The organism is Bacillus cereus group sp. MS39, assembly GCF_040448665.1.
Classification (GTDB): domain Bacteria; phylum Bacillota; class Bacilli; order Bacillales; family Bacillaceae_G; genus Bacillus_A; species Bacillus_A wiedmannii.
Map to the genome: position 1 here is coordinate 1,513,959 of NZ_CP123058.1, position 23,656 is coordinate 1,537,614.

Consider the following 23,656-nt stretch of genomic DNA (forward strand, 5'->3'; position numbering starts at 1 on the left):
GCCTTGTCTCTATTACCTTTTTCATTGAGTTATTTCATGGCTTGGATGTGATAAAAATGATTTGTAGTATGACAGGATTTGGAAGATCGAAAGTGGAAAATGATACTTTTCAAATTACAGTAGAAATGAAATCGGTGAACCACCGTTTCCTAGAGATGAGTATTCGACTTCCGAAGCAAATGATGATATTTGAAGAAAAAATTCGTAAAATAATTGCAGAACAAGTTCGGCGTGGACGCATTGAAGTGTCTATTAGTATAACGGGTGAAGGGCTTGTTGAAAGAAAATTAAGTGTGAATTGGTCGCTTCTTGAGCAGTACCAATCGATTATGGAAGATATAAAAGAAAAATTTCAATTACAAGATTCTATTACACTTCAGCAATTAATGGAAATGCCAGAAGTAACAGCGATTGAAGAAGTAGAAAATGTAAATGAACAATTTGAGAACGGTTTATATGAGGCTGTTCGCCAAGCTGCTCATATGTTAAAAACGATGAGAGATGGCGAAGGAGAACGATTACATAAAGATATAGCGTATCGTTTACAAGAGATTCACAATTGTGTAAATGCAATTATTCCGCATGTACCGATTGTTACACAAAAATATCGTGAACGATTAGAAAATCGCTTAAAAGAATTACATAATCAAGATCTAGATGAACAAAGATTGTTAACAGAAGTCGCAATCTTTGCAGAGCGTTGTGATATTCACGAAGAGTTAGTTCGTTTGCAAAGTCATTTAGAGCAATTTCGTGAAACACTGCAGATTGAAGAGCCTGTTGGAAGGAAAATGGATTTCATCGTGCAAGAGATGCATAGAGAAATTAATACGATTGGTTCTAAGGCAAATGACTTAACAATTTCAAAATATGTTGTAGAAATGAAAAATAACCTTGAAAAAATTCGTGAACAAGTACAAAATATTGAGTAGCTTTCAAAAAATATATAAAGTTATACGTGGTGGAGAAATCGGATAGACTTACTAGGAGGCGCAAACTATGGCCATGCGGTTTTTAAATATTGGATACGGAAATATTGTATCTGCTCATCGAATTATTGCTATTGTAAGTCCGGAGTCAGCTCCTATTAAACGAACAGTACAGGAAGCACGCGAACATAATGCTTTGCTTGATGCTACGTATGGGAGAAAAACAAGGGCGGTTATTGTTATGGATGATGGGCATGTGGTATTAAGTCCAATTCAGCCAGAGACGATTGCACATCGTTTGAATAATAAAGAAGATTTAAGTGAGGAAGGGTAGGTTTTACATATTTATGAGAAGTAGAAGAGGATTGCTCATCGTTCTTTCAGGACCTTCTGGGGTTGGTAAAGGAACGGTTCGAAAAGAGCTGTTTAGTCATGAGGATACACGTTTTCAGTACTCCATTTCAGTAACGACACGTAAGCCACGTGAAGGTGAAGTAGATGGTGTGGATTATTTCTTTAAAGAGAGAGAAGAATTTGAGGAAATGATTCGTAATGAAAAATTACTGGAGTGGGCTGAGTTCGTAGGTAATTATTACGGAACACCGATTGACTATGTTGAAAAAACATTACAAGAAGGAAAAGATGTATTCTTAGAAATTGAAGTGCAAGGAGCAATTCAAGTTAAGAAAGCTTTCCCAGAAGGTGTATTTATTTTCTTAGCACCTCCAAGTTTATCTGAACTAAAGAACCGTATTGTCGGCCGTGGTACAGAAACTGAAGATGTTATTGAAAATCGTTTAACGGTAGCGAAAGAAGAAATCGAAATGATGGACGCTTACGACTATGTTGTAGAAAACGATCAAGTTGAATTAGCTTGTGAAAGAATTAAAGCAATTGTGGTTGGTGAACATTGCCGCCGCGAAAGAGTAGCAAAATATTATAAAGAAATGACGGAGGGTCTATAATTATGTTAAATCCATCAATTGATTCATTATTAACAAAAATCGATTCTAAATATACACTTGTAACAGTAGCTGCAAAACGTGCGCGTGAAATGCAACTTGCTGATAACTGTGTTATCGAGCAACCTGTTTCTCATAAATGTGTAGGTAAATCATTAGAAGAAATCGATGCAGAAGTATTAAAATATGTACCAAGCGAAGGCAAAATCATCGATTAAGACATTCTTTTCGACAAATTAAAACATAGACTTTATAATTTTCTATGTAACGGTAACAACCTATTTACAAGTAGGTTGTTATTTTTTTACGATAGGGAAGAAATATTGGTACTGATGAGCTGGGAATTCTGTTTCAGTATTATAAGTTTGAAAAAGAAAGAGGACGAGCCATATGCTAAAAGGGAAAAAGATACTTCTATGTGTAACAGGAGGCATTGCGGTCTTTAAAGCGGCTGCGTTAACTAGTAAATTGACACAAGCTGGTGCTATTGTAAAAGTAATGATGAGTGAGTCGGCAATGAAGTTTGTTATGCCTCTTACATTTCAAGCACTTTCTCGCCATGACGTATATACAGATACATTCGATGAGAAAGACTCGGCTGTTATTGCACATATCGATTTAGCAGATTGGGCAGATGTAGTACTTGTTGCACCTGCTACTGCCAATTGTATTGGGAAGTTAGCTGGTGGTATTGCAGACGATATGATTACAACTACTTTGTTAGCTACTACAGCCCCAGTGTGGATTGCACCTGCTATGAATGTGCATATGTATGAAAACAAAATTGTACAAAAAAATATGATGACGTTGAAAACGTTAGGATATACATTTATTGAGCCTGGAGAAGGTTTTTTAGCGTGTGGTTATGTTGCGAAGGGAAGACTAGAAGAACCGGAAGCAATTATTGCACGGTTAGAAGAGGCTTTTTCCGAACAAAAACCGTTGCAAGGAAAAAAAATATTAATAACTGCTGGCCCAACTCGTGAAAAGATTGATCCAGTGCGTTTTATGACCAATTTTTCTTCTGGGAAAATGGGATATGCAATTGCGGAAGTGGCAGCGAACTTAGGTGCTGATGTCATACTTGTTTCGGGACCGACAGCATTAAACCCACCATTACATGTAAATACGGTACAAGTGGAATCTGCACAAGATATGTTAGAAGTAGTTCTGCAACAGTATCAAAACGTAGATGTTGTCATTAAAACAGCAGCAGTTGCAGATTATCGCCCGAAATATGTTCATGATAATAAAATGAAAAAGAAAAATGGTGATGCTGTAATCGAACTTGAGAGAACAGTAGATATTTTAAAAACGTTAGGTGAGATGAAGGATAAACAGTTACTTGTCGGTTTTGCGGCTGAAACGACAAAGGTAGAGGAATACGCAACAAAAAAATTACGTGAGAAAAATGCGAATATGATTGTTGCGAACGATGTAAAGGCACAAGGAGCTGGATTTGGTACAGATACAAACATTGTAACAATGTATAGAAAAGATGGAGAAGTTATCGAGTTACCACTTTTAACGAAGAAAGAGGTTGCTCGTGAAATATTAAAGCAAATTGAAATGATGTTAGAAGATGATCGTCTATGAAATTTGCAAGTGTAATTGTTGATGTACCTGCACGTCAGACAGATCGACCATTTGATTATATTATCCCTAAAAAGTGGGAAGATATTGTTCAGACAGGCATGCGTGTAGTAGTTCCATTTGGCCCAAGGAAATTGCAAGGCTTTATTATTGGGATCAAAGATTCGGCTGAAGTAGAAAGTAAGAAGCTAAAGACAATCCATGAAATATTAGATGTAACACCAGTTTTAAACGAGGAATTATTAAAGCTTGGATATTGGCTTACAAGCGAAACGTTATGTTATATGATTTCAGCCTTTCAAGTCATGCTTCCAACGGCAATAAAAGCCACGTATAAAAAGCGTCTACAACTTCGTAAACAAGAAGAAGTAGCACCTGAACTACTGTTTTTATTTCAGGACAAAGAAGCGATAGATTGGGAAGCGATTGAGACGCAGCCGCATCTATACCGCACGATTCAACAAGAAATTAAAAATGGCACGATTGAAGTTGTTTATCAGGTAAAAGATAAAGTGCAAAAGAAGAAACAAAGAGTCGTTCAACCGGAGTTGTCAGAAGATAAATTGGAATTAGCAGCATTTGAACTGAAAAGTAAAAAACAACAAGATGTACTCTATTATTTTGTGGAAAATTATAAAAGTGTGCCGTTGAAAGTGATAACAGAAGAGTTGCAAATAACAGACGCTCCGATTAAAGCACTTGTTAAAAAGGGGCTAATTTCAGAAAAGTATGTGGAAGTGTACCGAAATCCGTATGACGATGATGATTTTGAACAAACGAAACCATTCCCACTTACGGAGGAACAAAAGCAAGTTATTGCACCGATTTTATCATCAATTACAAATGAAACTTACAATCCATTTTTACTATATGGTGTTACAGGAAGCGGAAAAACAGAAGTATATTTACAATCTATAGCAGCGGTGCTCGCGAAAGGGAAAGAAGCTATTGTACTTGTTCCTGAAATTGCACTAACGCCTCAAATGGTAGATCGTTTTAAAGGCAGATTTGGCTCGCAAGTTGCGGTTCTTCATAGTGCGCTGTCTGTTGGAGAAAAATATGATGAATGGCGTAAGATTTTAAGAAAAGAAGTGAAAGTTGTAGTTGGTGCACGTTCAGCTGTATTTGCTCCTTTTGAAAATTTAGGGATTATTATTATTGATGAGGAGCATGAATCGAGCTATAAGCAAGAAGATAATCCGAGGTATCATGCAAGGGATGTAGCTGTCTGGAGGGGGCAATATCATAAATGTCCTATCGTTCTTGGTAGTGCAACACCGACACTTGAATCGTTTGCAAGAGCGAAAAAAGGTGTGTATGAATTACTAACGATGGAAAAACGTATGAATAAACAAGCGTTACCAACAGTAGAGATTGTTGATATGCGTGAGGAACTTCGTGACGGGAATCGTTCCATGTTTTCGAAGGCATTGCATGAAAAAATAGCAGATCGATTAGAAAAGAAAGAACAGATGGTGCTCTTTTTAAATAGAAGAGGTCATTCTACATTTGTTATGTGCCGTGATTGTGGGTATGTTGTACAATGTCCGCATTGTGATATCTCGCTGACATATCATAAAATGAACCATCGTTTAAAATGTCATTACTGCAGTCACGAAGAGAATATGCCGACTGCGTGTCCTGCTTGTCAAAGTACATATATTCGTTTCTTTGGTACAGGTACACAAAAGGTAGAAGAAGAAATTACAAAACTATTTCCAGAGGCACGAGTCATTCGAATGGATGTAGATACGACAAGTCGCAAAGGAATGCATGAAAAATTATTAAAGGCGTTCGGGGAAGAAAAAGCAGATATACTACTTGGAACACAAATGATTGCGAAAGGATTAGATTTTCCTAAAGTAACTCTTGTCGGGGTTTTAACTGCAGATACGATGCTTCACTTGCCTGATTTTCGAGCGAGTGAAAAGACGTATCAGTTATTGACGCAAGTAAGTGGACGAGCAGGCAGACATGAATTGCCAGGGGAAGTTATAATTCAAACGTATACGCCAGAACATTACAGTATAGAGTTAGCAAAGAACCAACAATATGATGTGTTTTTTGACCAAGAAATGCAAATGAGACGAACAAGACAATATCCACCTTATTACTATGTTGTACTTGTAACAGTATCTCATCCAGAATTATTAAAGGCAGTGCAAGTGACGGAAAAAATTGTCGGTCATTTACGGGCGCACTGCACAGAGCAAACGATGGTGTTAGGACCAGTTGCTTCAGCAATTCCAAGGATAAAAGATAGATATCGTTATCAATGCATGATAAAATACAAACGGGAACCAAACTTAAAGAACGTGCTCAAAATGGTAAATGAACATTATCAAGCAGAAATGCAAAAAGAGCTACAAATCTCAATTGATTTTAATCCAACAATGTTAATGTAGCGGAGGGAAATATGGCAGTTTTAGAAATAGTAAAGCATCCAAATGAAGTGTTAGAAACACCATGCGAAAGAGTAATTAACTTTGATAAAAAGTTAGTGAAATTGTTGAAAGATATGCATGAAACAATGTTAATTGCGGACGGAGTCGGTTTAGCTGCGCCTCAAGTAGGTGTAAGCTTGCAAGTTGCGGTAGTTGATATCGGTGATGATACGGGGAAAATCGAGTTAATCAATCCATCGATACTAGAAAAACGTGGTGAACAAGTAGGTCCCGAAGGCTGTCTAAGCTTCCCGGGACTTTATGGTGAAGTGGAACGTGCGGATTATATTAAAGTACGTGCTCAAAATCGCCGAGGTAAAGTATTTTTACTAGAAGCAGAAGGATTTTTAGCACGTGCAATTCAACATGAAATCGATCATTTACACGGTGTGTTATTTACATCGAAAGTGACAAGATATTATGAGGAAAACGAATTAGAATAGGTATTAAAAGGAGCGGTTTTTGAATGATAAAAGTAGTATTTATGGGAACACCGGACTTTTCAGTGCCGGTGCTTCGTCGTCTTATCGAAGATGGCTATGATGTAATAGGTGTTGTGACGCAGCCTGATCGTCCGGTAGGTAGAAAAAAAGTATTAACACCTACACCTGTTAAAGTTGAAGCAGAAAAACATGGTATTCCGGTGTTACAACCGTTAAGAATTCGTGAAAAAGACGAATATGAACAAGTCTTGGCATTAGAGCCAGATTTAATTGTAACAGCTGCTTTCGGTCAGATTGTACCAAATGAAATTTTAGAAGCACCGAAGTATGGATGTATTAACGTCCACGCGTCTTTACTACCTGAACTTCGTGGTGGTGCACCAATCCATTATGCAATTATGGAAGGTAAAGAAAAAACGGGTATTACAATTATGTATATGGTAGAGAAATTGGATGCTGGTGATATCTTAACGCAAGTAGAAGTCGAGATTGAAGAGCGTGAAACGACAGGCTCTTTATTCGATAAGTTAAGTGAAGCAGGGGCACACCTTCTATCTAAAACAGTACCTTTATTAATTCAAGGTAAGTTAGAAACAATTAAACAAAACGAAGAAGAAGTAACGTTTGCATATAATATAAAACGTGAGCAAGAGAAAATTGATTGGACAAAAACAGGTGAAGAAGTATACAATCACATTCGCGGATTGAATCCATGGCCAGTCGCTTATACGACTTTGGCAGGACAAGTTATTAAAGTATGGTGGGGAGAGAAGGTCTCTATTACAGAGAAAGCTGAACCAGGTACAATAGTAGCTCTTGAAGAAGATGGATTTGTTGTTGCAACAGGGAATGAGACAGGTGTTAAAATCACTGAATTGCAACCTTCTGGTAAAAAACGTATGAGTTGTTCGCAATTTTTACGTGGCACAAAACCTGAAATTGGAACGAAGTTAGGAGAAAATGCATGAGACAAAATGTTCGTGAGTTAGCTCTTGATGGCTTAATTCAAGTAGAAAAAAGTGGTGCATACAGTAACTTACTTTTAAATAATCTAATTGAAAAAAATGCAATTGATAGAAAAGATATTGGTTTGTTAACTGAAATTGTATATGGAACGATTCAACGTCGTGACACATTAGATTATTATTTGCAGCCTTTTTTAAAAAAGAAGGTTGAGGCGTGGGTAAGAGTATTACTTCGCTTATCTTTATATCAAATGATTTATTTAGACCGAGTGCCAGAAAGAGCGGCTATTCATGAAGCAGTTGAAATTGCAAAGCGTCGCGGGCATAAAGGGATTGCTGGTATGGTAAACGGGGTATTACGTTCGATTCAGAGAGAAGGGGTACCTTCTGTAGATGAAATCAAGGATCCAATAGAACGTTTGGCAATTGCAACAAGTCATCCAATGTGGCTTGTGCAAGACTGGGCTTCTGAATATGGTTTAGAGACAGCAGAGAAAATGTGTGAAGTGAACATGCTACCCCCGGTACCAACAGCGCGTGTAAATGTTGATAAAATAACAGTAGAAGAAGCAATTGAGTTGTTGGCTGGTGAAGGTATAGAAGCGAAGCGCGGCGATTTATCAGAGGATGCAATTCAAATTGAAAGAGGGAATGTAGCGCATACAGATGCGTTCAAAAAAGGTTTTCTTTCTATTCAAGATGAAAGTTCTATGCTTGTAGCACGCGCTTTAGAACCAAATGAGGGAGATGAAGTTCTTGATAGTTGTGCTGCTCCGGGCGGAAAGACAACGCACATTGCAGAGCGATTAAAAGGAACAGGTCAAGTTATGTCTCTTGATTTACATGCACACAAAGTACGTTTAATTAAACAACAAGCGGAGAGACTTGGTTTAGAAAATGTCGAAACAAAAGCACTAGATGCTAGAAAAGTACAAGAACACTTCGCGAATGAAACATTTGATAAAATATTAGTAGATGCACCATGTTCTGGATTTGGTGTGATTAGACGTAAACCTGATATTAAGTTAGGTAAAAATAAAGGCGATAGTGAAAGATTATCGACGATTCAACTTGCAATACTAGAAAAAATAGCACCGTTATTAAAACAAGGTGGTCGCCTTGTTTATAGTACGTGCACAATAGAAAAAATAGAAAATGAACAAGTAATAAAGCAATTTTTACAAGAGCATCCTGAATTTGAATGGGATACTACGATAAAAGATCGCATGCCAGAAAAATTAAATCCGTATATTGATGAAGGTCAAGTGCGAATTTTACCGCATTATTTTGCAACAGATGGCTTTTATATTGCTTGTTTAAGGAAGAAGGTGTAGCATCGTGGAAACGACTGTGAGAAAACAAAAGAAAAATCTAGAAACGAAGAAACCATCAATTTATTCTTTACAACTTCATGAAATGCAAGATTGGTTAAAGGAACAAGGAGAACCTAAATTCCGTGCAGGACAAATCTTTGATTGGCTATATAAAAAACGTGTAAAAAATTATGACGACATGTCGAATCTTTCTAAAGGATTACGCGATAAATTGTCGAATTCCTTTGATATTACTACTTTAAATACATTAGTAAAACAAACATCTTCTGATGGAACAATTAAATTTTTATTCCAATTATATGATGGCTATTCTATTGAAACAGTGTTAATGCGACACGAATATGGAAATTCTATTTGTGTAACAACACAGGTTGGATGCCGTATTGGTTGTACGTTCTGTGCATCTACACTTGGTGGGTTAAAACGAAACTTAGAGGCTGGAGAGATTGTAGCGCAAGTAGTAGAAGTGCAACGTGCACTTGATGAAACAGAAGAACGTGTAAGTTCGCTTGTTGTTATGGGAATTGGAGAGCCGTTTGATAATTACGACAACTTAATGTCATTCTTACGCATTGTAAACCATGAAAAAGGAATTCATATTGGTGCAAGACATATGACAGTTTCAACAAGTGGAATTGTTCCAAAAATTTATAAGTTCGCTGAAGAAGATATGCAAATTAATTTTGCGATTTCATTGCATTCTGCAAATACAGAGTTACGTTCAAAATTAATGCCGATTAACCGTGCTTATAAGCTACCAGACTTAATGGAAGCTGTTAAATACTATGTAAATAGAACAGGGCGTCGTATTACGTTTGAATATGGCTTATTTGGAGGAGAAAATGACCAAGTTGAGCAAGCTGAAGAACTTGCTGCGCTTTTAAAAGGTGTAAAATGTCATGTAAACTTAATTCCGGTAAACTACGTACCTGAACGTGATTATGTACGTACGCCACGTGAACAAATTTTCTTATTTGAAAAAACGTTAAAAGATCGTGGAGTGAATGTAACAATTCGCCGTGAACAAGGTCATGATATTGATGCAGCCTGCGGTCAGTTACGTGCGAAGGAGCGTAAAGAAGAGACGAGGTGACGAGATGAAAGCCGTGTTTCTATCAGATAAAGGAAAAGTTCGTCAACATAATGAAGATAGTGCGGGAGTTTTTCACAATTTAGATGGAAATATTTTAGCGGTAGTAGCAGATGGAATGGGAGGTCATCGAGCTGGTGATGTAGCTAGCTCGATGACCATTCAATTATTCCATGATTATTGGAAGCAAACGCATAATATGAATGAACCAAAAAAAGTAGAAGAGTGGTTACATACGAGTGTTGGGATTATTAATGAGCGTATATATGAGTACTCTAAGCAACATGTAGAATGTAATGGTATGGGAACAACACTTATAATAGCGATTTGTACGCCAAACTTTGTGACAATAGGTCATATAGGAGATAGTCGTTGTTATATGGTATCAGAGGGAGAAATCTCGCTTGTAACGGAAGATCACTCACTTGTAAATGAACTTGTAAGACATGGTGAAATTTCAAAAGAAGACGCAGAATATCACCCGAAAAAGAATGTTTTGTTAAGGGCATTAGGAACAGAAGAAAAAGTCGGATTAGATGTTAAAACATTGGTGCTTGAGGAAGATGATCAGTTACTTCTTTGCTCGGATGGGTTATCTAACAAAGTTTCTATTGCTGATATGCAACAAATTTTACAGTTAAATGAACAGCTTGAAACTAAGGGACAACGTCTCATTCAATTGGCGAATGATCGTGGCGGGGAAGATAATATCACCCTTGTTCTTATTGATTATGCGGGTTCGACAAACGAAAGTAGGTGAAGTGCAACGTGCTGATTGGAAAACGCTTAAATGACCGTTATAAGCTGCTGAAAATGATTGGTGGTGGTGGAATGGCCAATGTGTATTTAGCTCATGATGATATACTTGGCCGAGATGTAGCGGTAAAAATATTAAGACTCGACTATTCAAATAATGAAGAGTTTATTAAACGTTTCCATCGAGAAGCGCAGTCTGTTACAACGTTGTCGCATCCAAATATTGTGAATATGTATGATGTCGGAGAAGAAGATGGTATATATTATCTTGTAATGGAGTATGTACCAGGACAAACATTGAAGCAATACATAATTGAGCGAGGGATGTTACCTATAGGAGAAGCTCTTGATATTATGGAGCAGTTAACATCCGCCATGGCACACGCCCATCATTTTGAAATTGTGCACCGTGATATTAAACCGCACAATATTTTAATTCGAGCTGATGGAGTAATAAAAGTAACAGATTTTGGAATTGCGACAGCTACAAGTGCAACAACAATTACACATACAAATTCGGTACTCGGTTCGGTGCATTACTTATCACCAGAACAAGCACGCGGCGGGATAGCAAATAAACAATCAGATATTTATTCCCTAGGAATCGTTATGTTTGAGTTGTTAACAGGAAGACAGCCGTTTTCTGGCGAATCTGCTGTTGCTATAGCTTTAAAACATTTACAAAGTGAAATTCCGTCTCCAAAGAGATGGAATGAAAATATTCCGCAAAGTGTCGAAAATATTATATTAAAGGCAACTGCGAAAGATCCGTTTCACCGATATCAATCTGCCAATGCGATGAAACGAGATATTGAAACTGCGCTATATCCAGAGAGGATAAATGAGCAGCCATTTTACATACCGGAAGATATGGAAGCGACAAAAGCGATTCCGATTATTCAACAAGAACAATTATTCGAAAATGTAACTGATGAAACAATTGTTTTAAAAGGAAGTAAAGTGGATGAACAGAAAAGAAAAGAAGAAACGGAATTAAATAAGAAGAAAAAACGAAGTAATAAATGGATCAAAGTTTTAATTACGACATTTTTACTTTTAGCAATTGGAATAACGTTAGCGCTTACTGTTATTCCGGGATTCTTTATTCCAAAAGATGTAAAAGTCCCTGATGTGGCTGGTATGAAGTATACGACAGCAGTAAATAAATTAGTTGAAAAGGGTTTTGAGGTTACGGAACCTAATATTGTATATACAGATGATGTTGAAACCGGTGATGTGATAAAAACAGACCCTGTGGCTGGTAGAGTCGTGAAAGAAAACTCTAAAATTACTATCTATCAATCAGGTGGAAAAAAGAAAAGTAAGATGAGTGATCTCACAGGAAAAGATTTTGAGAGTATAAGGAATGAATTAGAAGAAAAATATAAGCAAGTTACAATAAATTATATTGAAAATGATAGGCCAAAAGGTGAAATCGTAGAGCAAATTCCGACGCCTGATCAAATGGTAGTAGAGGCGGAACAAGAACTGAAAATTTGGGTAAGTAAAGGTCCTTATCAAATTAGACCAGGTGATTTTTCAGGATGGACTGAAAATAGCGTAAACGGTTATTTGAATGAGAGAAAACTAACTCCAGATATAAAACGAGAGTATTCCGATACTGTTGATAAAGGACTTGTAATTTCGCAATCTCCAAAACCAGGAACGCCGTTAAAAGAAGGAGATAAAGTGACGATTATCATCTCAGAGGGGCCTAAGCCGAAAGTAACGAAAACAGTGAAAGTGGATAATATTTCTATTCCGTATGAGTCTTCTATAATTGGTGAGAAAAAACCGCAAACAATAGAAATTTATAAAGAAGATATGCAACAAAAAATGGATAGACCAATTGAAACTAGAACAATTTCAGAGTCGGCAACTATTTCTTTAGAATTTGTAATTCAAGAAGGTACAAAAGGACACTATAAAATTGTACGAGATGGTGTAACGATTATCGACAAAGAAGTACCATACCCAACTCAATAATAATGACTTCCATTTTCTTTCTAGAGGGGATGGAATGTATTACTCTTGCCTGTTATGCTGTCTACATATAGTGGACTGTATAACAGGCAAAAATATATGATTCAAAAAGCTATAAAAGTGATACTGTTATAAATAATATTTTAAATTTGATGGTAGATTAAATATATTAACTTGTATATATGACGGGTTTTGAAATAAGTATTTAAAGAATTTTAAACCATTTAATATTAATGACAGCTTCACTTTATACAAAATAAAGGAGAATTATATGCCAGAAGGAAAAATTGTAAAAGCTCTAAGTGGATTTTATTATGTGCAGCATGAAGAAGGGATTACACAATGCCGTGGGCGTGGTGTGTTCAGAAAAAATAAAATTACGCCACTGGTAGGAGACCAAGTTGTCTTTCAAGCAGATAATCCAACTGAAGGATATGTGCTTGAAGTATTTGATCGGAAAAATGAACTTGTTAGGCCTCCTATTGCTAATGTTGATCAAGCAATTCTCGTTTTCTCTGCAGTAGAACCAGATTTTAATCCGGGACTATTAGATCGATTTTTAGTGCTGATTGAATATCATAACATTAAGCCGATTATTTGCATTAGTAAGATGGATTTAGTGGATGAAAAAATGAGAGAGACTGTTGAATCTTATGCAAATGACTATCGTGAGATGGGATATGATGTATTATTTACTTCTATAAATACATCGGAAAGTATTGATATTTTAAAACCATTCTTAGAAGGTTGTATTTCTGTCGTTGCAGGGCAATCTGGTGTTGGAAAATCTTCTATGCTTAACGTTTTACGTCCAGAGTTAGAACTGAAAACGAATGATATTTCCTCGCATTTAGGACGCGGGAAACATACGACAAGACACGTGGAATTAATTGCGGTTGGAAGCGGACTAGTTGCAGATACACCTGGTTTTAGTTCACTTGATTTCATAGATATAGAGGTAGAAGATCTTACATATTGTTTTCCAGAGTTGAAAGAAGCGAGCCAATACTGTAAATTTAGAGGGTGTACACATCTTTCTGAACCGAAATGTGCTGTGAAGACAGCAGTTGAAGAAGGGAAGATTACAGAATATCGTTATAAAAATTACAAACAATTCGTAGAAGAAATTAGAGAGAGAAAGCCGAGGTATTAGTTATGATTAAAATTGCACCATCGATCTTATCAGCAGATTTTTCAAAATTAGGGGAAGAAATTAAAGATGTAGAAAAAGGTGGAGCGGATTACATTCACGTCGATGTAATGGATGGACATTTCGTACCAAATATTACGATTGGACCATTAATTGTAGAAGCTATCCGTCCAATTACATCTTTACCATTAGATGTACATTTAATGATTGAAAATCCTGATAACTATATCCCGACTTTCGCAAAAGCGGGAGCGGATATTATTACTGTTCATGTAGAGGCGTGCCCTCATTTGCATCGTACAATTCAGCTAATTAAGTCTCATGGCATTAAAGCGGGAGTTGTATTAAATCCGCATACGCCAGTTTCGACGATTGAGCATGTATTAGAAGATATCGATATGGTATTACTTATGACAGTAAACCCTGGATTTGGTGGACAGAAATTCATCCATTCTGTATTACCGAAAATTAAACAAGTGGCAGAAATGGTTAAAGAGCGCAATCTAGAAGTAGAAATTGAAGTTGATGGTGGTGTAAACACTGAAACAGCACGACTTTGTGTTGAAGCAGGAGCAAATGTACTTGTAGCTGGATCAGCAGTATACAATCAAAAAGACCGTGGTGAAGCAATTCGTGTCATTCGTGGATAATGAATGAACGAGTCTTTATCCTAGTGAAACTGCTAGTGTAGTAAGTTTTCACTATTTATAAAGGATAGAGAAAAAATATGTAAAAAGGCAATCTACCGAATGGCAGATTGCCTTTTTACAATAGAAGGGGAAGGAAACATGATTATTCATATTTTAGCGGGTGGACCTGCGGAATATTGTGCAGATTTTTCTCGATATGAAAATGAGAAAGTAGTGTGGGCGGCAGTTGATAGAGGAGTATATCGTCTATTAAAAGGAGGGATTACTCCAGCTGTTGCATTTGGAGATTACGATTCAGTTACTGAAGAGGAATTAGTATGGATGGGCCAGCAAACAAATGACTTACATATTGTTCCTCGTGAAAAAGATCAAACAGATTTAGAAATTGCGATTAACTGGGCGTTAGAAGAAAATCCGACATTGATTCGTATTTTTGGTGCCACCGGTGGAAGGCTGGATCACGGTTTAGCAAATATACAGATGCTTTTAAGAGGGTTAGAAGTAGGGATAGAAATGTGTATTGTAGATAATAAAAATGAAATAAGCGTGAAAAAAGTGGGTACACATATAATTGAAGAAAATAAAAATTTCCCTTATGTATCTTTTGTGCCGGTTACTGAAATAGTAGAAGGGATTACATTACTTGGTTTTAAGTATCCTCTAACTAATAAAACAATAGAATGGGGATCAACACTTTGTATTAGTAATGAACTCGTTGAGGAAAAAGGTACTTTTTCATTTACTTCTGGCATATTAATGGTGATAAGAAGCACTGATTAAAGAAACAATTTTGCTCCTTACATCATATAGTGAACAAGTGGAGTAATGGGGATTAGGAGGGAAACCATGAGATTTTATACAATTAAGTTACCTAAATTTCTTGGTGGAATTGTTCGTGCCATGTTAAATACCTTCAAAAAAGATTAAAAAAAGCACCTATTACCGGTGCTTTTTCCATTGTCATAGTAAAAAAAGAGCCTATCGGCTCTTTTTTTTATTATTAAACACGTTCGATTTTGCCAGATTTTAATGCTCTAGCAGAAACGTAAACACGTTGAACTTTTCCGTCGATGCGTACGCGAACTTTTTGAAGGTTAGCGCCCCATTTACGTTTTGTAGCGTTCATTGCGTGAGAACGAGAGTTACCAGAACGAGCTTTTCTTCCAGTGATAGCACAAACACGAGCCATTTATATTTCCCTCCCTTGATACCTTACCATACGTAATTTTTCAATGTTAGTCTTTTTTGCGATGCTAAAAACACTACTATAATTTAACACAACTAAAAAGAGAATGCAACACCGTAGAAAAAAGAAATCAAGAAAAATTACTTGACACCATATGTTGATGATGAAAAGTTGAAATCAAGAAAAATTGCTTGACATATTATAGTGGTACATGTTGTATAATAACAATGGACTATTTTGCTCATCATAAAAAATGTGATTTAAAACATAAAATATGAGAGTGAAAAGAAAGAACGATGGAATTTTCTTTAAAAAGATTATATGATAGTAACTAAAGTAGTCTAGCTCACTTTCACCATTTATGAAGGGGGAAACGAGATGTCAATTGAAATTAAAACGAAGTATGGTCAAATTGATATTAGTACAGATGTAATTGCAACAATTGCTGGAGGTGCCGCAGTAGATTGCTACGGTATCGTAGGTATGGCATCAAAAAATCAGTTAAAAGATGGTTTAACAGACATTTTACGAAAAGAAAACTTCACTAGAGGTGTTATTGTTCGTAAAGATGAAGATGAAGTACATATTGATATGTATATTATTGTGAGCTATGGTACGAAAATTTCAGAAGTAGCACATAACGTGCAGACGAAAGTGAAATATACATTAGATCAAACTGTAGGACTAGCAGTAGATTCTGTAAACATCTACGTACAAGGAGTTAAAGTAATAAACTTGTAATGTGCATTAAGGAGGAAAATCTGTGTCAATTCAAAAAATTGATGGGAAACGTTTATCACAAATGATCATGCAAGGAGCGAATAATTTAACAAATAATGTTCAGCTTGTTGATGCATTAAACGTATTTCCGGTTCCAGATGGCGATACCGGTACAAACATGAACTTATCAATGACTTCAGGCGCACGTGAAGTGAAAGCAAATCCTTCACAGCATGCTGGTAAAGTCGGCGTAAGTTTAGCCAAAGGATTATTAATGGGAGCACGTGGTAACTCTGGAGTTATTTTATCTCAGTTGTTCCGCGGTTTCTCTAAATCCATTGAACAAAAAGAAGAATTAACAACAGTTGATTTTGCTGCAGCTTTAGATGCTGGGGTAGAAGCGGCTTACAAAGCGGTTATGAAACCGATTGAAGGAACGATTTTAACGGTTGCAAGAGAAACGGGTAAATATGCAGTGACAGTTGCGAAAAAACAGCGCGACTTTGTTTTGTTTATGGAAGACGTTGTGAAAGAAGCGAATGCATCGTTAAATCGTACGCCGGATTTATTACCTGTATTAAAACAAGTTGGCGTTGTAGATAGCGGTGGTAAAGGTCTTGTTGTTGTATACGAAGGATTTTTAGCTGACTTAAAAGGAGAAACGATTTCTTCTAATGTGTCTGCCCAACCATCTATGAATGACATGGTACGCGCAGAACATCACCGTAGTGTACAAAGCCAATTGAGTACAGAAGATATTAAGTATGGATATTGTACGGAATTCATGGTGAAATTAGAGCCTGAAAAAATGAAAGAACATAATTTCTCTGAACAAAAATTCCGTGAAGATATTAGTGTGTACGGAGATTCACTACTTGTTGTATCAGATGATGAGGTTGTTAAGGTTCATATTCATGCGGAACATCCTGGAGATCCTATGAATTATGGACAACGCTATGGTAGTTTAATTAAGATTAAAGTAGAAAATATGCGTGAACAGCATACTGCTTTATTAGATGAGCCTACTATGATGCCTGAGCCAACTAGCCAGTCTAAAGAGAAACAACCGTACGGTATCGTAACTGTTGCTATGGGATCTGGTATCAAAACTTTATTTGAGAGCATTGGCGCGACGAAAGTTATCGAAGGTGGCCAAACGATGAATCCAAGTACGGAGGATATTGTGAAGGCGATTGAAGAAGCGAATGCTGAAAAAATCATTATTTTACCGAACAACGGAAATATCGTGATGGCAGCAGAACAAGCAGCGTCAGTTGTGGATCAAGAAGTGATTGTAATTCGTTCAAAAACAGTTCCTCAAGGTATGGCTGCAATGTTAGCATTTAATCCAGTTGGAACGTTAGAAGAGAACGAAGAAAACATGAAAGAAGCTTTATCTCATGTGAAAACCGGTCAAATTACGTATGCTGTACGTGATACGGAAATTGATGGTGTAGCGATTCAAAAAGATGATTTCATGTGTATTGCAGATGGAAAAATTGTATCAACAAACGCTGCAAAAGTAGGAGCTGCAAAGCAATTACTAGAAGCACTTATTGATGAAGATTCTGAAATTGTAACGATTCTTCAAGGTGAAGATGCAACTGACGAAGAAGTAGCTGAGTTAGTTGCATTTGTAGAAGAGAATTTTGAAGATGCAGAAGTAGAAGTACATGCTGGAAACCAACCGGTGTATTCGTTCATCTTCTCTGTAGAATAAGAGAAAATTCGTTTTGAAAATAAATGGATTACTTACTTGCTAATGGATAAGAAGTAGTAATATGAAGTTTATTACTAGTTTTTATTCAAAAGGCTAGCATATTGAAGATAAAAAAGAGCCTTGCTGCTAATAGTGAGGCTCTTTTCTTTCGTATTGTTTATGAGGGATTTGAGTAGTTTCTCTAAGAATGCCTATGATAGAATATATAGGGTGAAAGAGAGCGATTACAGATGTCAATAGTATGAATGAATCAAAGAAAATAATGTGACGGAGCGTGAGAATCTTGAATGAAGTTGTACAAGTTCCTGTTACGGATGTAAAGGGAATCGGAGGAGAAACATCTGAATTACTAAACGAGATGGGGATTTATACAGTTTCTCATCTATTAGAACATTTTCCGTACCGTTATGAAGATTATGCGATGAAAGATCTTGCTGAAGTAAAGCATGATGAACGTGTAACAGTTGAGGGAAAGGTTCATAGTGCTCCTTTACTGCAATATTATGGGAAGAAGAAGTCGCGTCTTACGGTTCGTGTCCTCGTCGGTCGTTATTTAATTACAGCTGTATGCTTTAATAGGCCGTACTATAAGCAGAAGTTAAATTTAAATGAAACAGTAACGATTACTGGTAAATGGGATCAGCACCGTCAAACAATTGCGGTATCAGAGCTTCATTTTGGACCAGTTGTACGTCAACAAGAAGTAGAGCCTGTATACTCAGTGAAAGGGAAACTTACAGTAAAACAGATGCGCCGTTTTATTGCCCAAGCGTTCAAGGAGTATGGAGAATCTATAGTTGAAGTGTTACCTGATGGATTGCTAAGCCGATATAAATTATTGCCGCGTTATGAAGCGCTTCGGTCGTTGCATTTTCCAGCAGGACAGGAAGATTTAAAACAAGCACGTCGCCGTTTTGTATATGAGGAGTTTTTCTTATTTCAGCTAAAAATGCAAACATTACGGAAAATGGAGAGGGAAAATTCGAAAGGGACGAAAAAAGAAATTCCTTCAGCAGAATTGCAAGAGTTTATTGATGCACTTCCGTTTCCATTAACTGGTGCGCAGCGTCGGGTAGTAGATGAAATTATGAAAGATATGACATCTCCTTATCGGATGAATCGTCTGTTGCAAGGTGATGTAGGTTCTGGGAAAACAGTCGTTGCAGCGATTGGCCTTTATGCAGCGAAGTTAGCACATTATCAAGGTGCTTTAATGGTTCCTACAGAAATTTTAGCAGAGCAACATTATCAATCGCTTGCAGAGACGTTCTCGCACTTTGGTATGAATGTTGAATTGTTAACCAGTTCTGTTAAAGGTGTAAGGCGTCGAGAGATTTTGGCAAAATTAGAACAAGGAGAAATAGATATCCTTGTTGGAACACATGCTTTAATTCAAGATGAAGTTATCTTTCATAGGTTAGGTCTCGTTATTACTGATGAACAACATCGATTTGGTGTAGCGCAGCGACGAGTTTTAAGGGAGAAAGGTGAAAGTCCGGATGTTTTATTTATGACGGCGACGCCAATTCCGCGTACGTTAGCAATTACTGCATTTGGAGAGATGGATGTTTCTATAATCGATGAGATGCCAGCTGGTAGAAAGGTAATTGAAACATACTGGGCAAAACATGATATGTTAGATCGAGTTCTCGGTTTTGTGGAGAAGGAGATAAAAAAAGGAAGACAAGCATATGTTATTTGTCCCCTTATTGAAGAATCTGAGAAACTTGATGTACAAAATGCGATTGACTTACATAGTATGCTGACTCATCATTATCAAGGGAAATGTCAAGTCGGATTAATGCATGGCAGACTCTCATCTCAAGAAAAAGAAGAGATAATGGGACAATTTAGTGAAAATAAAGTGCAAATTCTTGTGTCGACAACAGTTGTTGAAGTAGGTGTGAACGTACCGAATGCGACTGTAATGGTTATTTATGATGCAGAGCGTTTCGGTTTATCGCAGCTCCATCAGCTCAGGGGACGCGTTGGGCGTGGTAGTGAACAATCATATTGTTTATTAATCGCGGATCCAAAATCGGAAACGGGAAAAGAGCGAATGCGTATTATGACCGAAACGAATGATGGATTTGTATTGTCAGAAAAAGATTTAGAGTTAAGAGGTCCTGGAGATTTCTTTGGAAGTAAGCAAAGTGGTTTACCAGAATTCAAGGTTGCTGATATGGTACATGATTATCGAGCGTTAGAAACAGCTAGACAAGATGCGGCGTTACTAGTAGAATCAGAAGCGTTTTGGCATAATGATCAGTATGCTTCGCTGCGTACTTATCTTGACGGGACAGGTGTGTTCCAAGGAGAGAAGCTCGATTAAAGGGAGGCAACGAAAGTTTTTGTTGCATTCTACTTTTAATGATTATATACTACTGTTAGTACCTAGTCATAAAAATGGATGGTGCGGTATGAAAAAAAGAAGAAGTAAAAAAGAAAGACAAGAATTATTACAACAAACAATAGAAACGAATCCTTTTATTACGGATGAAGATTTAGCAGAAAAATTTCAAGTGAGTATACAAACCGTACGTCTTGACCGTATGGAATTATCTATTCCTGAATTAAGAGAAAGAATTAAACATGTAGCTACAAAGCAACATGAAGAAGATGTGAAATCTTTACCGTTAGAAGAGGTTGTCGGAGAAATTATCGATATAGAATTAGATAGACATGCGATTTCTATCTTTGAAGTGAAGGTAGAACACGTATTTAAAAGAAATCAGATTGCCCGTGGGCATCATTTGTTTGCACAAGCAAACTCACTAGCTGTTGCGGTTATTGATGAAGAATTAGCTTTAACTGCAAAGTCTACCATTCGATACATTCGTCCTGTAAAATTAGGAGAGCGTGTTGTTGCAAAAGCGCGCGTTGAAGATGTAGAGAATGATAAAGGACGGACCGTTGTCAAAGTGCGTAGCTTTGTTGGAGAAGAACTTGTTTTTACAGGCACTTTTGAAATGTATCGATCTAGTAATTATAGTGAGGAAGGTAACAACTTATGAAAATCGCAATAGATGCAATGGGCGGCGATCATGCTCCAAAGGCTGTCGTATTAGGAGCAATGAAAGCTATTAAGGAATATTCTGATTTACATATTACGTTAGTAGGGAAAGAAGAGGAAATTCGTCAATATTTAACGAGTGAAGAACGAATTACTATACTTCATACAGATGAAAAAATCGAATCGACAGATGAACCAGTAAGAGCGGTTCGTCGAAAAAAACAAGCCTCAATGGTACTAGCAGCGCAGCAAGTGAAAGACGGCGTAGCGGATGCTTGTATATCAGCTGGTAGTACAGGAGCTTTAATGGCGGCTGGATTGTTCGTTGTAGGTCGTATGGAAGGGATTGAGCGACCAGCTTTATCCCCTACAATGCCAACGGTTGATGGAGAAGGTTTTGTTATGTTAGATGTTGGAGCGAACGTTGATGCAAAACCAATTCATTTATATCAATATGCAGTAATGGGATCTGTATACGCTGAGAAAGTAAGAGGAATTAAAAATCCTCGCGTTGGACTTTTGAACGTTGGAACAGAGGATGGCAAAGGGAACGAGCTTTCAAAACAAGTCTTTGCAATGCTTAAGGATGCCCCAATTAATTTCGTTGGGAACGTTGAATCAAGAGATTTATTGCAAGGTGTAGCAGATGTTGTTGTATGTGATGGTTTTACAGGGAATGTAGCGCTAAAATCATTAGAAGGAACAGCACTTGCGTTATTTTCTATGTTAAAAGAGCAGTTAATGAGTTCGTTTACGAGCAAATTAGCAGCAGCGGTATTAAAGCCAAAACTTATGGTATTAAAAGATAAAATGGATTATTCGGAGTATGGAGGAGCGGCATTATTTGGATTGAAAGCTCCAGTCATTAAGGCTCACGGTTCTTCCAATGACCAATCAATATTTAGTGCGATTCGTCAAACGAGAGAAATGGTAGCGAAAGAAGTTATTCCTACTATTTCAAGCGTAATGGAGAAAGAGCCACTCCAATAAGAGGAGGATTTGAAATGGGAAAACTAGCATTTCTTTTTCCGGGCCAAGGTTCACAGGCAGTTGGAATGGGTAAACAGTTAGCGGAGAATAATAAAGAGGTTGCAAATGTGTTTGCGAAAGCAGATGAGGTGTTGCAAGATTCACTTTCAGAAGTGATTTTTGAAGGGCCGCAGGAAAAGCTTACGTTAACGACAAATGCGCAGCCGGCCTTATTAACAACGAGTTTTGCTATTTTGACAGCTTTGAAAGAGTATGATATTACACCAGACTTTGTTGCAGGGCATAGTTTAGGTGAATATAGCGCTCTTGTAGCGGCGGGTGCAATAACTTTTGAAGACGCTGTATATGCTGTAAGAAAACGTGGGGAATATATGGAAGAAGCTGTTCCTGGTGGAGAAGGTGCAATGGCGGCTATTTTAGGTGCTGATCCACATATGCTGAAACAAGTTACAGAAGAAGTAACAAGTGAAGGATATGCAGTGCAAATCGCTAATATGAATAGTACGAAGCAAATTGTGATTTCTGGAACAAAGCAAGGAGTTGAGATTGCTTCTCAAAGAGCGAAAGAAAATGGTGCAAAGAGAGCAATTCCGCTTAAGGTAAGTGGACCGTTCCACTCTTCGCTTATGAAGCCAGCAGCGGAGAAGTTCCAAAGTGTCTTAAAAGAAATTACAATTCAAGATACGAATATTCCTGTTATCGCAAATGTAACAGCAGACGTTATTACAAATGGTGCACTTATTCAAGAAAAGCTAATTGAACAGCTCTATTCGCCTGTCTTATGGTACCCGTCCATTGAAAACATGGTGAATCAAGGGGTAGATACATTTATTGAGATTGGACCTGGGAAAGTACTTGCTGGACTTATGAAGTCAATTGATTCATCAGTGAAAGCATATGCGATATACGATGAAGAGACATTAAAAGATACCATTTCAAATTTGAGAGGAGAAAACTGATGTTAAAAGGGAAAGTAGCATTAGTAACTGGCGCTTCACGTGGAATTGGTCGTGCGATTGCGATTGATTTAGCGAAACAAGGGGCAAATGTTGTAGTAAATTATGCTGGTAATGAGCAAAAGGCGAATGAAGTAGTTGATGAGATAAAGAAATTAGGTTCGGATGCAATTGCAGTAAGAGCAGATGTTGCAAATGCTGAAGACGTTACAAATATGGTGAAACAAACTGTAGATACATTTGGACAAGTTGATATTCTTGTAAATAATGCAGGTGTAACAAAAGATAATTTATTAATGCGTATGAAAGAAGAAGAATGGGATACAGTTATTAATACAAACCTAAAAGGTGTATTCTTATGTACGAAGGCAGTATCTCGATACATGATGCGCCAGCGTCATGGACGTATTATTAATATCGCTTCTGTTGTTGGAGTGACAGGTAATCCAGGACAAGCAAACTATGTTGCTGCTAAAGCGGGTGTAATTGGATTAACAAAAACATCAGCAAAAGAATTAGCGAGCCGTAATATTACTGTAAATGCAATTGCTCCAGGTTTTATTGCGACTGATATGACGGATATATTAGATGAAAATATAAAAGCCGAAATGTTAAAGTTAATTCCTGCAGCTCAGTTTGGTGAAGCGCAAGATATCGCAAATACTGTAACGTTTTTTGCTTCTGATCAAAGCAAATATATTACAGGGCAAACGTTAAATGTTGATGGCGGAATGGTAATGTAATAAAAGAATTGATTTCAACTAGTTTTTTT

Annotated in this window: 24 protein-coding genes; 23 read left to right on the forward strand and 1 reads right to left on the reverse strand. The window is 37.1% G+C overall.

The window, feature by feature from the left end:
* Positions 1-56: 56 nt before the first annotated feature.
* From QEP67_RS08030 to spoVM, 16 genes are all read left to right on the forward strand, one after another.
* A complete protein-coding gene (locus QEP67_RS08030) occupies positions 57-932 on the forward strand; it encodes a YicC/YloC family endoribonuclease (RefSeq protein WP_000563110.1) in 876 nt (291 codons plus the stop codon).
* Between the two features lie 67 nt (positions 933-999).
* Complete coding sequence (remA, locus tag QEP67_RS08035; protein WP_001251456.1) at positions 1,000-1,263, forward strand: extracellular matrix/biofilm regulator RemA; 264 nt, start codon at positions 1,000-1,002, stop codon at positions 1,261-1,263.
* A gap of 13 nt (positions 1,264-1,276) precedes the next feature.
* Entirely contained in the window at positions 1,277-1,894 is a 618-nt protein-coding gene (gene gmk, locus QEP67_RS08040; RefSeq protein ID WP_001257740.1) for a guanylate kinase, read from the forward strand.
* A 2-nt stretch (positions 1,895-1,896) separates the two neighbouring features.
* Positions 1,897-2,109 (forward strand): DNA-directed RNA polymerase subunit omega, encoded by a 213-nt coding sequence (gene rpoZ / locus QEP67_RS08045; protein WP_000933965.1) that lies wholly within the window; start codon positions 1,897-1,899, stop codon positions 2,107-2,109.
* Between the two features lie 172 nt (positions 2,110-2,281).
* Positions 2,282-3,487 carry a bifunctional phosphopantothenoylcysteine decarboxylase/phosphopantothenate--cysteine ligase CoaBC gene (coaBC, locus tag QEP67_RS08050; protein ID WP_353706556.1) on the forward strand — a complete coding sequence of 402 codons (1,206 nt, stop codon included), beginning with the start codon at positions 2,282-2,284 and terminating at the stop codon, positions 3,485-3,487.
* On the forward strand, positions 3,484-5,889 hold the full coding sequence (priA, locus tag QEP67_RS08055; protein ID WP_000666707.1) for a primosomal protein N': 2,406 nt from the start codon (positions 3,484-3,486) through the stop codon (positions 5,887-5,889). The genes coaBC and priA overlap by 4 nt, the downstream gene beginning before the upstream one ends.
* An 11-nt stretch (positions 5,890-5,900) precedes the next feature.
* Entirely contained in the window at positions 5,901-6,371 is a 471-nt protein-coding gene (gene def / locus QEP67_RS08060; RefSeq protein ID WP_000279468.1) for a peptide deformylase, read from the forward strand.
* Between the two features lie 23 nt (positions 6,372-6,394).
* Positions 6,395-7,339, forward strand: coding sequence for a methionyl-tRNA formyltransferase (gene fmt / locus QEP67_RS08065; RefSeq protein WP_000598794.1), 945 nt, complete (start codon positions 6,395-6,397; stop codon positions 7,337-7,339).
* A complete protein-coding gene (gene rsmB, locus QEP67_RS08070; protein ID WP_001249653.1) occupies positions 7,336-8,670 on the forward strand; it encodes a 16S rRNA (cytosine(967)-C(5))-methyltransferase RsmB in 1,335 nt (444 codons plus the stop codon). Before fmt ends, rsmB begins: the two co-directional genes overlap by 4 nt.
* A 4-nt stretch (positions 8,671-8,674) precedes the next feature.
* Positions 8,675-9,763: a 23S rRNA (adenine(2503)-C(2))-methyltransferase RlmN gene (gene rlmN / locus QEP67_RS08075; RefSeq protein WP_000450539.1), complete on the forward strand. Its 1,089-nt coding sequence runs from the start codon at positions 8,675-8,677 to the stop codon at positions 9,761-9,763.
* A gap of 4 nt (positions 9,764-9,767) precedes the next feature.
* On the forward strand, positions 9,768-10,520 hold the full coding sequence (locus tag QEP67_RS08080; protein ID WP_000648694.1) for a Stp1/IreP family PP2C-type Ser/Thr phosphatase: 753 nt from the start codon (positions 9,768-9,770) through the stop codon (positions 10,518-10,520).
* Positions 10,521-10,528: 8 nt separating this feature from the next.
* On the forward strand, positions 10,529-12,502 hold the full coding sequence (gene prkC, locus QEP67_RS08085) for a serine/threonine protein kinase PrkC (protein WP_064459844.1): 1,974 nt from the start codon (positions 10,529-10,531) through the stop codon (positions 12,500-12,502).
* 268 nt (positions 12,503-12,770) lie between these two features.
* Complete coding sequence (rsgA, locus tag QEP67_RS08090; RefSeq protein WP_001113945.1) at positions 12,771-13,652, forward strand: ribosome small subunit-dependent GTPase A; 882 nt, start codon at positions 12,771-12,773, stop codon at positions 13,650-13,652.
* A gap of 2 nt (positions 13,653-13,654) precedes the next feature.
* Positions 13,655-14,299 (forward strand): ribulose-phosphate 3-epimerase, encoded by a 645-nt coding sequence (gene rpe / locus QEP67_RS08095; protein WP_000589963.1) that lies wholly within the window; start codon positions 13,655-13,657, stop codon positions 14,297-14,299.
* 99 nt (positions 14,300-14,398) lie between these two features.
* Entirely contained in the window at positions 14,399-15,079 is a 681-nt protein-coding gene (locus QEP67_RS08100; RefSeq protein WP_002096352.1) for a thiamine diphosphokinase, read from the forward strand.
* Between the two features lie 66 nt (positions 15,080-15,145).
* Positions 15,146-15,226 carry a stage V sporulation protein SpoVM gene (gene spoVM, locus QEP67_RS08105; RefSeq protein ID WP_001213599.1) on the forward strand — a complete coding sequence of 27 codons (81 nt, stop codon included), beginning with the start codon at positions 15,146-15,148 and terminating at the stop codon, positions 15,224-15,226.
* Positions 15,227-15,299: 73 nt separating this feature from the next.
* Here spoVM and rpmB read toward each other — a convergent pair whose 3' ends face one another.
* Entirely contained in the window at positions 15,300-15,488 is a 189-nt protein-coding gene (gene rpmB / locus QEP67_RS08110) for a 50S ribosomal protein L28 (RefSeq protein ID WP_000124776.1), read from the reverse strand.
* Positions 15,489-15,863: 375 nt separating this feature from the next.
* On the opposite strand from rpmB, the gene QEP67_RS08115 reads away from it, so the two are divergent.
* The 7 genes from QEP67_RS08115 to fabG all read left to right on the forward strand — a co-directional run bounded on the left by QEP67_RS08115 (position 15,864) and on the right by fabG (position 23,627).
* Complete coding sequence (locus tag QEP67_RS08115) at positions 15,864-16,226, forward strand: Asp23/Gls24 family envelope stress response protein (protein WP_000021109.1); 363 nt, start codon at positions 15,864-15,866, stop codon at positions 16,224-16,226.
* 22 nt (positions 16,227-16,248) lie between these two features.
* Positions 16,249-17,925 (forward strand): DAK2 domain-containing protein, encoded by a 1,677-nt coding sequence (locus QEP67_RS08120; RefSeq protein ID WP_000027123.1) that lies wholly within the window; start codon positions 16,249-16,251, stop codon positions 17,923-17,925.
* A 283-nt stretch (positions 17,926-18,208) separates the two neighbouring features.
* Positions 18,209-20,257, forward strand: a complete 2,049-nt coding sequence (gene recG / locus QEP67_RS08125) for an ATP-dependent DNA helicase RecG (protein WP_001006891.1) — start codon at positions 18,209-18,211, stop codon at positions 20,255-20,257.
* A gap of 88 nt (positions 20,258-20,345) precedes the next feature.
* Complete coding sequence (fapR, locus tag QEP67_RS08130; RefSeq protein WP_000747352.1) at positions 20,346-20,939, forward strand: transcription factor FapR; 594 nt, start codon at positions 20,346-20,348, stop codon at positions 20,937-20,939.
* Positions 20,936-21,928, forward strand: a complete 993-nt coding sequence (plsX, locus tag QEP67_RS08135) for a phosphate acyltransferase PlsX (RefSeq protein ID WP_000684108.1) — start codon at positions 20,936-20,938, stop codon at positions 21,926-21,928. Before fapR ends, plsX begins: the two co-directional genes overlap by 4 nt.
* Before the next feature lie 14 nt (positions 21,929-21,942).
* Positions 21,943-22,887: an ACP S-malonyltransferase gene (gene fabD / locus QEP67_RS08140; protein ID WP_000516944.1), complete on the forward strand. Its 945-nt coding sequence runs from the start codon at positions 21,943-21,945 to the stop codon at positions 22,885-22,887.
* On the forward strand, positions 22,887-23,627 hold the full coding sequence (fabG, locus tag QEP67_RS08145; protein ID WP_000911777.1) for a 3-oxoacyl-[acyl-carrier-protein] reductase: 741 nt from the start codon (positions 22,887-22,889) through the stop codon (positions 23,625-23,627). Before fabD ends, fabG begins: the two co-directional genes overlap by 1 nt.
* Positions 23,628-23,656: the final 29 nt, after the last annotated feature.